The 12,685-nt window shown below is 71.2% G+C and carries 5 protein-coding genes; all 5 read right to left on the minus strand.

The window, feature by feature from the left end; genetic code table 11:
• Positions 1–29 precede the first annotated feature (29 nt).
• Entirely contained in the window at positions 30–2,306 is a 2,277-nt protein-coding gene (locus OEIGOIKO_RS10480; protein ID WP_125053822.1) for a GmrSD restriction endonuclease domain-containing protein, read from the minus strand.
• A gap of 323 nt (positions 2,307–2,629) precedes the next feature.
• Positions 2,630–3,307 carry an amidase family protein gene (locus OEIGOIKO_RS10485; protein ID WP_246177301.1) on the minus strand — a complete coding sequence of 226 codons (678 nt, stop codon included), beginning with the start codon at positions 3,305–3,307 and terminating at the stop codon, positions 2,630–2,632.
• 312 nt (positions 3,308–3,619) lie between these two features.
• On the minus strand, positions 3,620–4,948 hold the full coding sequence (locus OEIGOIKO_RS10495; RefSeq protein ID WP_125053824.1) for a class I SAM-dependent RNA methyltransferase: 1,329 nt from the start codon (positions 4,946–4,948) through the stop codon (positions 3,620–3,622).
• 185 nt (positions 4,949–5,133) lie between these two features.
• A complete protein-coding gene (locus tag OEIGOIKO_RS10500) occupies positions 5,134–7,185 on the minus strand; it encodes an APC family permease (protein ID WP_125053825.1) in 2,052 nt (683 codons plus the stop codon).
• Between the two features lie 257 nt (positions 7,186–7,442).
• On the minus strand, positions 7,443–12,398 hold the full coding sequence (locus tag OEIGOIKO_RS10505) for a DNA repair ATPase (protein WP_246177978.1): 4,956 nt from the start codon (positions 12,396–12,398) through the stop codon (positions 7,443–7,445).
• Between the last annotated feature and the right edge of the window lie 287 nt (positions 12,399–12,685).

Below are 12,685 nucleotides of genomic sequence, written 5' to 3' on the forward strand. Positions count from 1 at the left end.
AAGGCGGACCAGACTGGCCACAAGGGCGCTCATCCCCAGTGTTCCTCCTGGTAGCGCAGGAGGTCATCGCCGTGGAGTTGCTTGGTCGCGTTGCCGACCCGGACCCAGAAGTCGGTGGCGCCATGGCCACCCTTGGCGGGCTTGGCGAACACCGGCCTGCCTGCCGCGGCAACGCTGATCTGACAGACGACGTTGCCGGAGATCTCGGGGAAGCGTACGCGGACGGTGGTCGCTGTCGGTGCCGACAGGCTGCTGTCGAGGAGTTGGCGTACGAAGAGCTCGTACCCGTCGACGCTGGCCTGCGACTCCAGAGTGGCAAGGTCGTTGTCGATGCCGAGGACGGTCCCGTCGTCGGCGACGCCGATGTACAGGTTTCCGCCCTCACCGTTCAGGAAGCCGCAGACGGCCTTGACGATGTTGTGCCGCAGGGACTTGTCGGCCTCCCGGGTGTGCACGTTCCAGCGGGCGCTTGCCTTGAACTCGGTTCCCTGGGACTCGCCGGCGGCGATCATGTCGGCCGGGGTGGTCGGGACGTACGCCGGGCGTTCTCCCGTGAGGGTTTCGAACGCTTCCCGCACGACCTTGGCGATCAGCTGGCGACGGCGTTCAAGGAAGGTGAAATAGTCGAGCTGCTCCCAGCCGACCGGGAGCGCGTGCCACCGTACCTGCCGTTCGAGGACCTTCGGGTCCATCGTGTCCGTGATTCTCGGCCAGTAGTCATGTGGTGCATCGGTGTTGGACCGCTCGTCTGCCGGCCACGTCACATAGGCCATGTTGGCGATGGCATTGACTTGACGCCGGTCGGTGATACCCAGTCCGGCGAGTGTCTTGCGGTGGAAGAGGTTGTCCCGGTCGACAGCCTTGGCGGGTTTGACCGAGGGGTCCAGCAGATCGCGGATTCGTTGGTCGCCGAGGAGCACCTCGGCGTCGAGGATGTTGAGCGCCGCCTGGTAGGCGAACAGCACCGGTGAACGCGACGAGGAGGTGTCCAACCGGTTCGGCAGGGAGATGTCCCAATAGTCGCCGGTGAAGTTCGCTGCGATGATCCGGTCAAGTTCCGCGGTGAAGGCTCGGCCGTCACCTGGCGGCAGACTGCCGATACGTCCCAGATCGAACTCCATCTGTGACTCCGGCGAGTTGGAATACCGGCCGGTGGTGTGCGCCATGAAGAACCACCGGCCGATCACAGGCCGGAGTTCATCGGCCGTCAGCCCGAAGTCGTGGTGTCCGATCAGCCAGATCGTGTAGCTGTACAGCAGGGCGTTGTCGGAGGTGATCATCTTGCGGCTGCGGAAACCAGCCGCTGTGACGCACTGGAAGAACTCGTGCCAGCTGGTCAGGTCCAGGACCTTCGAGTGCGCTTGGGCGAGCCGGTCGAACTGCTCCTGCCGTCGAGCGGCGGTGACCTTGCCGGTTTCGAGGTCCTTCCCTCGCAGGACGCTGTAGACGTGCTGCAGCCGGGCGCGCCGGAAGGCCACAGCGACGGATACGCGCAGCAGTTGATCCGGGCTGGGATCCAGAAAGGCGTTCCGAGGACTCGGCCCGGGGAGTCCTGCGACCACCGCGCCGCGGCTGAAGTCTTCGAGCTGGCGGCGACCCTTCTCCCAATGCACCGACATCAGGGTGAGGATGAAGTCGGACTGGTTGAGCTTTACGCCTTCGGAGTTGATACGCACGAAGATGTCGGCTACCTGCTCCTCGTCGGCCGACGCACCCAGCTCCACAACCTGAAATCGGAACTCGTGCAGGTCCCGGACTCTGTCTATGCGTTCTTCGAGCTCGTCCTTGGCAGCGTCCGACAAAGGCTGTCCGCCGGCCTGTTCGAGCCGTTGGAAGAACTGCCGGACGGTGGACTTGTAACCGCCCCGGGCCCACAGCGCGGTGATGTCCGGAATGAAGTGAGCGTCACGCTCGATCGCCGCGTCCGTGACCTCGAACGTCTGGTCCTCCGGGTGGAACGCGAGGCGCACGTTGATCTCGTCGAAAGACTTGGTGACAATCTTGCGCCCGGTGAGGACAGCGAACAGGGCGGTGAGCCGCTGCTGCCCGTCAACGACCAACAGCTGGGGCGTTCGGCCGCCGGCTTCCGTTCCGATCTGCCGCGTCCCCACCTCGGCGCCGGTCTCCCAGAACATCAGGGTGCCGATTGGGTACCCTCGATACATCGAGTCGAAGAGATCGCGGGTTTTCGTCGCGGACCAGACGAACGGACGCTGGATGTCGGGGAGTCCGATACGGCCGCCTTCGATATTCTCGATCAGGTGCCGGAGCGTGTAACCAGTGTCTCTGTATAAAGTGGGTAACACAGTCGAGGGCTCCTGTCCTTCGAGGGCAACTGGTCGGCGGAAGCGGTCAGAGCGTAGGAACAGCATCAGATTCCTACCACGCGCCACGCTACAACGCAGGGCCGATGGCGCTCGCCACAAGGCGGGTTGCTCGGCGGCGGGGGCCCAACTACTGACCGTCGTGGCGTAGTGCCGGGAGGGCTGACGGTCGTTGCCACGCACGGAGGCGGCCGAGCGGTTCGCTCAGCGCAGGAAAACGGCAGCGATCGCCCGGGGTGTGCGGGTCACCGCCCCAAGTGAGCTGTTCGCTGCCATTGTCCACGCGCGGAACCCCGTACCACTTCTCAGAAGGCGGGTCGGCGGCCGCGGACGGGACTGGCCTCCTCCAGGCGCTCCGCCGGGTCGATGAGGAGGTCCTCGGCCCACCAGCGGCTGACGGGCTGGACGCCGAGAGGCAGGCCGTCGTGGGTGGCGCCGAAGGGGAGCGCGACGGCGGGCAGGCCCGTCAGGTTGAACGGTACGGTCGCGCGCATCACCGCGCGGGCCGGCAGGCGGACACCGTCCACGTCGAGACGGCTGCGGCCATGAGGCGGCGCCGGCACAGGCGTTACCGGGCATAGCAGGACAACATCGTGGTCGGCGAACCATGCGGCGCATTGTGTGCGCAGGTGCTCGACCTCGTGTTCGGCGGCAATGTAGTCGGCCAGCGAGACCTCGGCGGACTCCAGCGTAGCCGCGATGACCGGGTGCACCTCCGCTTCGCGGCCGCAGGTGACGGCGCGCAGGGCGGGCCTTATCCCGGGGGGCAGTAGCGTCACCGACAGCAGGGTGCAGTCCCGCTCGGCGAGCCAGGCCAGCTCGCTCTCCCGGACTTCGTGCCCCAACTCGGCCAGCGCCGTGGCCGCCGCGGCGACCGTCGCGGCGACCTGTGGACCGACCGCGCCGAACGCCGCGGCGCTCCAGCCGATGCGCAGCCGGCCCTGCCGCGGGCGCGGCCGGCTGCGGGCAGCACCACGTCGCAAGGGCCGTATACCAGCAGCACAACATCACCGACGGCAACCTCTTCAACGGCCAGAATCCGCCTCCAGCACCCGTCTGGCCGAAGACATGATCACCGCGCTGCGCTGCCCCACCCCGCGCGGCTGCCCCCCGACCCGCCGACAGCCGCATACGGACGCACGCCGGGTGGGCCCTGCCCCCGTGGAAAGGCCCGCCCACCCCTCGCGCGCTTCCGGTGACCGAGCCAGAAGGCGCACCCACGAGCGTCATTCCAGCGTCGGGAGTCCGCCCGTAACGCCCACACCGCGCCTCATCCGCACACCCGAAACCGCAGTTCAGGATCCCTTCGCGGCCTTCTCCAAAATCATCACACACTCCACATGATGCGTAACCGGAAACAAATCAAACGCCCGCATCCTCCGCGCCACATACCCCTCCCCCGCGAAGTACTTCACATCGCGCGCCAGCGCCGCCGGGTCGCACGCCACGTACGCGATGCGTCGTGCCCCCAGCGAAGCGAGATGGGCGACCGTCTCCCGTCCCGCGCCCGCGCGCGGCGGGTCCAGGACGATCAGGTCCACGTCCGAGATTCCGGTGCGCGGGAGGATCTGTTCGACCTTGCCGTGTTCGATGCGGACGCGGTCGAGGTCCTGCAGGTTGTGGCGGGCGTCTTCCACCGCGCGCTTGCTGGATTCGATGCCGAGGACGGCGCCCTTTTCGCCTACGCGGTCGGCGAGGGCGCCGGCGAAGAGGCCGACGCCGCAGTAGAGGTCGAGGGCCATGTCGCCCTTCTTCGGCATCAGGCCCTGCATGACGGCTTCGACCAGGAGGTCGGCGGCCTTGGGGTGGACCTGCCAGAAGCCGCTGTTGCCGACGCGCCAGGTGCGGTCGGCGGCGCGTTCGCGGACGAAGGGGCGGCCGTGGACGCGGTGGATGCCGCCGTCCTTCTCGTGGACGCGGAGGACCGAGACGGGCTTGTCGAGTTCGACGATGGGCAGGCGGCCGCCGGGGCGGGGGGTCAGGACGACCTGGCGGTCGTGGGAGCCGGTGGCGGCGATGGCCTCGACGGTGGCGATCTGGGGCCAGTCGCGCTTTTCGATGCCGAGTTCCGAGACGCCGGGGGCGGCGATGAGGCAGTGGTCGACGGGCTGGACATCGTGGGAGCGGTGCTTGCGGAGGCCCACGTGGCCTTCGGCGTCGATGGCGTACTGGACGCGGGTGCGCCAGGCCGGGACCTCGCCCTTGGGGACCTTGTCGCCGGGGGCCGGTTCGACGGTGCCGTCCCAGCGGGCCTCCTCGGGGGTGAGGCCGGCCAGGCGGGACAGCTGCTCGGTGATGACCTCGGCCTTCAGGCGGCGCTGGGCGCCGGGGGCGGCGTGCTGCCAGTCGCAGCCGCCGCACTTGCCGGGGCCGGAGAAGGGGCAGGGGGCCTCGACGCGGTCCTTGGAGGGGGTCAGGATTTCGACGGCGTCGGTGCGGAGGAAGCGGGCGCCTTCCTCGCCGTCGGTGACGCGGGCGATGACGCGTTCGCCGGGGAGGGCGTGCCGTACGAAGAGGACCTGGCCTTCGTCCGTACGGGCGATGCAGTGGCCGCCGTGCGCCACGGGGCCGACCTCGACCTCGTACTCCTCGCCTACCAGCGACTTCTTGGGTTCGGTCTGCATGGTGGGGGAGCTCCTGGAGAGGTGGGGCGGGAGTGAGGGGCGCCGCTCGCCGCGGTGCGGTGGGCCGGACGCCGACCGTCAAGTCTACGGGGCGAGGTGCCGGGGCCCGAACCCGCCGGACGGCGCGGGCCCGGACCTGCGACGTGGCAGGTCCGGGCCCGGGAAGCAGGCAGCAAACACACGCCCTACTTGCGCGTGGCCGCCTTCTCCTTCTTCGGCTGGGCCACCGGGCCCCGCCGTACCGCCCCCGGCGCGTTCCACTCCGCGCGCTTGCGGGCGCGGCGCTTGGCGGCTTCGGAGGAGTCGAGCTGCCAGGGGACGGAGGTGACCATGACGCCGGGCGTGAAGAGCAGGCGGCCCTTGAGGCGCAGGGCGCTCTGGTTGTGGAGGAGGTGTTCGTACCAGTGGCCGACGACGTACTCCGGGATGTAGACGGAGACGGCGTCGCGCGGGCTCTCCCGCCGCAGGGACTTGACGTAGTCGATGATCGGGCGGGTGATCTCGCGGTAGGGGGAGGCGAGGACCTTCAGGGGGACGTCGATGTTGCGGCGTTCCCACTCGGTCTTGAGGGCCTTGGTCTCGGCGGGGTCGACGTCGACGCTGACCGCCTCCAGGGTGCCGGAGCGCATCAGCTTGGCGTAGCTCAGGGCGCGCAGGGTGGGCTTGTGGACCTTGGAGACGAGGACGACGGAGTGCACGCGAGAGGGCCGTACCGCCTCGTCGCCGGGGGCGTCCTCGGCGGCGATCTCCTCGGCGACCCGGTCGTAGTGGCGGCGGATGGCGGTCATGGTGACGTAGAAGATGACCATGCCGAGGACGGCCACCCAGGCGCCGTGGCTGAACTTCGTCAGCAGGACGACGACGAGCACCAGGCCGGTGAGGGTGGCGCCGAAGGCGTTGATCGCCCGGGAGCGGTGCATCCGGCGGCGCTTGGCCGGGTCCTTCTCGGTCCGCAGGTGGCGGTTCCAGTGGCGGACCATGCCGACCTGGCTGAGCGTGAAGGAGACGAAGACGCCGACGATGTAGAGCTGGATCAGGCGGGTGGAGTCCGCGCCGTAGATGTAGACGAGGACGATGGCCGCGCCGGCGAGCAGCACGATGCCGTTGGAGAAGGCCAGCCGGTCGCCTCGGGTGTGCAGCTGGCGCGGCAGGTAGCGGTCCTGGGCGAGGATCGAGCCGAGCAGCGGGAAGCCGTTGTACGCGGTGTTGGCGGCGAGGAAGAGGACCAGGGCGGTGGCGGCGGCGAGCACGACGAAGAAGAACGTGCCGTCGCCGAAGACCGCGGCGGCGACCTGCGAGATGACCGGGTTCTGGGTGTAGCCGGGGCCGACCGGGACGCCGTTGTGCAGCAGGTCCTTGGCCGGGGTCTCCGCCATCTTCACGTCGGTGGCCATGGCCAGGCCGATGATGCCGCAGAACATGGTGACGGCCAGGCCGCCCATGAGGGCCAGGGTGGTGGCGGCGTTCTTCGACTTGGGCTTGCGGAAGGCGGGGACGCCGTTGGAGATCGCCTCGACGCCGGTGAGCGCGGCGCAGCCGGAGGAGAAGGCGCGCAGCAGGAGGAAGACCAGGGCGAAGCCGGCCAGGCCGCCCTGTTCGGCGTGGATGGTGAAGTCGGCGGTGGGCGCCTTCATGGTGTCGCCCATGATCGCGCCGCGCACCACGCCCCAAATGATCATGATGAAGACGCCGGCGACGAAGATGTACGTCGGAATCGCGAAGAGTTTGCCGGATTCCTTGACGCCGCGCAGGTTCATCACCGTCAGCAGCGCGATCATGACGATGGCGCAGAGCGTTTTGTGTTCGGTGACGAAGGGGATCGCCGAGCCGAGGTTCTCCACTCCGGAGGAGATGGACACGGCGACGGTCAGGACGTAGTCGACCAGCAGGGCGCTGGCGACGGTGAGCCCGGCCTTGGGCCCGAGGTTGGTGTTGGCGACCTCGTAGTCACCGCCGCCGCTCGGATAGGCGTGCACATTCTGCCGGTAGGACGCCACGACCGTGAACATCAGCACCACGACCGCGACCGCGATCCAGGGGCTGAAGTGGTACGCCGACACACCCGCGACGGACAGGACGAGCAGTACCTCGCCCGGGGCATAGGCCACGGAGGAGAGCGGGTCGGAGGCGAACACGGGGAGCGCGATGCGCTTGGGGAGCAGGGTCTCGCCGAGCTTGTCGCTGCGCAGTGCGCGCCCGATAAGGATCCGTTTGGGCACGTCGGTCAGTTTGGACACGCAGAGGATGCTAAGCCTTCGTCAAGGTGGTCGCCCACCCGCCACCCGTGCGTGTGGCGGCGATGGGCCCGTATGCCGCGAGGGTGTTTCGCGGCCACGGCGGCCACCAGCGCATTCATCGTCCCTGCACAACGCGGACCGGCACTCCCCGACGCCTTCTTCTTCTCTACGACTTCTTAACGCCACCGCTTTTCCATGACTTGGTAAAGGCCGCCGTCCGGCGCCTCGGGATTTCTACGCTTTCTTAACGGCCGGGCCTATGCCACGGCTCCCGCGCCTTCTCGGTCCGCCCGGGATCTCCACATCTCTTTCACTTCGGCCCAGCGCCGCGCCTGCTCGGGGGAGAGGCGGCCGCGCAGCTCGGCCAGCTTCAGGAGATTGGCCTCCGCACCGGTGGTGAGGGTCTGTGCCTCGCCCCGGTAGTGGTCGTCGATGAGCGACGCCAGCTCCGTGTCGTTCATCACGGGGACGATGCGCGCCGCCATCTTGCCGGTGTTGCGGTACGACCCCTGGAGGAGGAACGGCGGCTCGGTGCGGGTGGCGTCCGCCTGCGCGGCGGAGGCGATGTAGGCACGGTTGACGGTCAGCGCCGCCTCGCGGACCTGGAGCAGGCCGCGCAGTACGGAGACGATCTCCCGCAGTTCGGCCGTGCCGTAGGGGTGGGCGAGCCGGTCGGCGCGTACGGAGTCGTCGCCCTCGGCCATCCGGACCAGCAGCCCGAGGTCGGCGCGGTCGCGGGCGGCGAGCGGGGCGAGGACCGGGTTGGCCGGCAGCGCGTTCTCGATGTGGGAGTGGGCGAAGAGCGCCTCCTTGCCGCTCAGGACGTCGCCGAGGTTCCAGACGTCGGCGCGGTTGGCGAGCATGTCCGGAAGCCGGAAGCGCTGTCCCGACTCGGTGTACGGGTTGCCCGCCATGCACACCGCGAAGCGCTTGCCGCGCAGGTCGTACGTACGGGCCTCGCCGTCCCGCACCCCGTCCATCCGCCGCTGGGCGTCGCACAGCGGGATGAACTTCTGGAGCAGTTCCGGCGAGGTGTGCTGGATGTCGTCGAGGTAGAGGAGGACGTTGCTGCCCGCCTCCAGCGCGAAGGAGATCTTCTCGACCTCGCGGCGGGCGGCGGCGTCGGGGGCCGCGGCGGGGTCGAGGGAGGTGGTGCGGTGGCCGAGGGCCGGGCCGTCCACCTTCACCAGGAGGAGGCCGAGGCGGGCCGCCACGTACTCCATGAGCGTCGTCTTGCCGTACCCCGGCGGCGACAGCAGCAGGAGCAGGCCCTGGCTGTCGGTGCGGCGCCGCTCCCCCGCGGCGCCCAGCTGCTTGGCGAAGTTGTCGCCGATCAATGGCAGGTAGACCTCGTCGATGAGGCGGTTGCGGACGAAGCCGGACATGACCTGGGGGCGGTACGCGTCCAGGCGCAGCCGGTCGCGTTCGGCGGTGAGGAGTTCGGTGCGGCGCCGGGTGTAGGCGCGGTGCGCCGGTACGCGGGTGCGGCGGAACGTTTCGGTCCGGGCGAGCAGCTCGTCCAGCCGTACGGGGAGGGAGCCGCCGGCGGCGATCCTCGGGTGGCTGCCGAGCAGGCCGCGCACGGCGTCGCCGGTGGGCGCGGTCAGCTCCCGGCGGTCCAGGGCCGGGCCGCAGACCTCGATCGCGACGGCTTCGGGCAGCGCGTCCACGGCGGTCGCGTCGGCGGCGGTCGCGTCCACGGCGGTCGCGTGGTCTTCGGGCAGCGCGCCCGAGGCGGTGCCGCGCGCTTGGGCGTACGCGCCCAGCCAGCCGGTGACGAGCTGGTGGCGGGCGGCCAGGTCGCCGTCGAGGGCGCGCAGGTCCTCGGCGAGTTCCTTGACGGCGGGCGCGTCCGGGCCGCCCAGGGCGTCCTGGAATCCGGCCAGCAGGTCGCGTGCGGCGGCGCTGGTGGCGAAGCGGGGGCGTCCGGCGGCGGCTGGTCCGCCCAGCGCCGTCGGTTCGGCCAGCGCGGACAGCTCGGCCATCAGGTAGTCACCGAGGGGCGACGACAGGTCGGCCGCCTCCCCGGCGAGCCCCACACCCGCCTCCCGCAGGAACCTGTACGCAGCCCCTCCCAGCTCGGCGGAGAGCTCGCGCCACCCCGTCGGTGTCCCGAACACCGACCGGGCGCGCGCGAGGGAGGAGGCGCGGGTGGTCCACAGCGCGCGGGCGCGGTCGTCGGTGCCGTAAGCCCAGAAGAGCTGGGCGGCCGCGCGCAGGTGCGGCGGGTAGCGGAGCGGGCCGGCGGCGGTGTGCAGGCGCAGGAGTACGGCGAGGATCGCGGCGGCGTCGTGGTCGTGGACGCCCCGGTCGTACCCCTCGTCGTAGCGGGTCTCGGCCATCCGGCGGACGAGCGGGAGGAGCGTGTCGGCGGCGGCCGCCTCCTGGAGCACGGCGAGATCCGGAATCGGCGCGTCGGCATCGCGTGTACCCGCGCCTTCCTCGGCCTGCGCGAGGATCAGTGCGGCCAGGTGCTCCGCCCGGTAGACCTCCGGTGATTCGGAGACCAGCGGCTGGTCCCAGAAGGCGCGGTGGGCCAGCAGCCGTGCGTCGTGGACGGGCGCGCGGTAGTCGGTGCCGGTGACGGCGTACGCGAGGTGGTCGCCGTGCGGGACCAGGGTGAGGTCGACGGGCTGGGTGTTGACGGCGAAGCGGTGGCGGCCGAGCCGGATGGTGCCGGTGGCGTCGTACAGGTCGGTGCGGTCGCGCAGGGCGCGGGCCGCCTCCTGGCGGGCGGCGCGCAGGCGGCCGTCGAGTTCGTCGGCGCGGACGCCGTCGCCGAGGCCGCGCAGTTCGCCGGTGGTGGCGTGGATCTTCGTGACGAGCGGGTCGGCGGCGAAGAAGGCGTTGATCTCGTCGGGGGTGGTGAGGGCGGCGGCCCGGCGGACGACGGTGGCGAGGACGCGTCCGGCGGACCCGGCGAGCCGGTCGGTGTGCCGGGCGCGGGCGTCGAGCTGGGACTGCTTGCGTGCCGAGAACGCCTCGTGGATCTCCTCGCGCTGGGCGGCGATCCGCTCCAGGTGGGTGTCGGACGTGCCGAAACGCGCTTCGAGGTTCTCCAGTTGCAGGAGGAGGCGGCCGAGTTCGTCGTCGCACTCCTCGGGGGTGCCGGCCGCGGCCAAGGCGCCCGAGACGGCCTGCCCGAGCAGCGCGAACCGGGCCGCGAACTCCTCGCGCCCTTCGGCTTCGAGCAGGTCGCGGCGCCGGGCGTCCAGAGTGGCGCGGGCGCGGTTGACGGCACCGAGCACCTCGCCCGCGCGGGTCAGGACGGCGGTCCGTACAGTCGTGTCCGCGACGTCGAGGGTCCCGACGACCTCGGTCACGACGCGCAGCCCTTCGGCCTGTTCGTCGATGCGCGCGGCGAGCGGTTCGGCGTCGGCGGCGGTGGCCACCGCCGCGGCTTCCCCGGTCAGGACCTCGACGGCGCGGTGGGTGGCGGTGAAGGCGTCCGCGCCGCTGAGGAAGGCGACGGCCCGGCGTCCGGCGGCGGCCAGGCCGCCGGTGACACTCGCGGAGAGTTCCGCGAGGCGGTCCAGGTCGATGTGGCGGGTCTCCCGCAGGGTCTCCAGGCGGCCCTGGGCGTGGCGGAGCGCGGTGAGGTTGCGGACCCAGGCCTCGGCGGTCGTGGGCTGCTCGCCGCGGACGCGCCGGACCAGTGCGGTGGTGCGGTCCGCGGCCTCCTCCAGTGCGGCGGCGGCCTGGCGGCGCAGTTCGGTGACGCGCGCGAACTCCTCGACGACCTGGAGGGCGGCGGCCCGTACGGCTTCCAGGGGCTCACCGAGCGCGCCGAGCCCGGCCTCGTCCAGCCAGTGGTGGCGGTCCGCGACGCGAGCTGCCGCGGCGGCGATGGCCTCGAACACCGGGCCCGCCGGGGCCATGTCGGTGGCCATCCGGGCGACCGAGAGCGCGTCGGACACGCCGCGTACCAGCTCGGCGTTGCCGATCCGGGCCAGCGGTCCGCCGTCACCGGCCGGCCGGGCCGCGGCGTGCGCGTCGGAGGTGAAGGGGGTGCGCCAGATCTGGACGGGGTGGACGCGGCCGGGCTCGCGGGAGCCGCGCAGGACGGCCAGGGTGCCGTCGCCGAGGAGCGCGTGGCCGTACGCGGTCAGCGGGGTGGCGGCCTCCTCGCGGACGATGTTGTACGGGAGGAGCAGGGTGCGGCCTGCGGCGCGGTCGTGGAACGCGTAGAGGACGTCCTCGCCGTTCGGGGAGCGGTGTTCGCGGTCGAAGGCGAGGCCGGTGGTGTCGGTGTCGAAGGTTTTGGCGGTGCCGGTGGTGAGGTAGTGGCCACCGGGGAAGACGATTCCCTGGTCCTCGGGCAGCGCGCGGCAGGCCTGTCCGATCGCGTCGATCCGGCGCACGTCGTGGGTGCGGGTGTTGAAGACCAGGTACCGGTCGGCGGTCTCCTTGTACGGGCGGACGCGCAGCAGGACCAGCGGACCGACCCGGGCGTGCGCGACCTCGGCGTCGGCGAGGGACTGCAGGGGCTCGTCCACCGGCTCGGAGTAGAGGCCGTCGTCCGTCTCCGTGTCCGGCTCGGTCTTCAGGGTGAGCGAGCCGCCGGCGGTCGAGAGGAAGACCTCGCCCTGGACGGACAGTTGCGGGTAGCGGCCGGTCACGTGGTCCTCGCGGGTGGCGGGGGTCCATGTGAAGTCGTGGGAGGGCGGGGCGGTGTGGTCGCGTTCGCCTTTGGCGTCCAGGTAGACGGGCGTGCCGGGCTCCGCCGCGTCCCCGGACGCGGTGATCTTCCAGCGCAGTACGCGGATGTCGTCGAGCCGTTCGCCGGTACGGAAGACGGCGAGCAGCAGGGCGCCGGTGCGGTGGAGCCGCAGCAGCCGGGCCTGGCGGTAGTAGCGGTACAGCTCCTCGAAGTCCCGCTGGAATCGGGGGTCGTCGAGGAGGCCGGGCACGGCGCCGGGCTCCGCCGGTTCGAGGCGTACGGCGTCGCCGGTGGTGTGCAGGCGGTGCAGGGCGAAGACGTCCGGGACGGTGGTCGCGGGCGCGCCGGGCTCGGGACGGCCGTTGCGGCCGGTCAGCAGCAGGCCGCCGACCTGCGCGACGTCCCGGATGACGCAGGCGTCGGCGGTGCGCAGGCCGTCGGTGCCGAGCAGGGCGAGTTCGGTGCCGCCGAAGGCCTCGACGCGGCGGGCGTTGAGGGTTCGGGCCCGGTCGGCGAGGTCGGCGGCGGCGCCCGCGAGGCGGTCGCGCAGCAGCTCGTACGTGCCGTCGGCGAGGTCGGGGCCGGAGGCGGGGTCCGTACTGGGGGCGGGGCCGGTGCCGTCGGCGGAGTCCGTGCCGTCGGCGAAGGCGGGGCCGGTGCCGGGCACGGTGGCCTGGGACGACGCGTCCTCAGGGCCGCGCCCCGGTCCGTCCAGTCCGTCGCGGGCGCCTGTCTCCGTCACGAAGTCGTCCTGCACGAGATGCGTCTCCTGTCCCTGCACGCGGGCCGTCTCCCGGCCCGCACGGCCCCGCGCCCGCCTGCGCGCGCTCGCCGCCCACC

The organism is Streptomyces paromomycinus (assembly GCF_003865155.1).
In the GTDB taxonomy this organism is placed as follows: Bacteria; Actinomycetota; Actinomycetes; order Streptomycetales; family Streptomycetaceae; genus Streptomyces; species Streptomyces chrestomyceticus.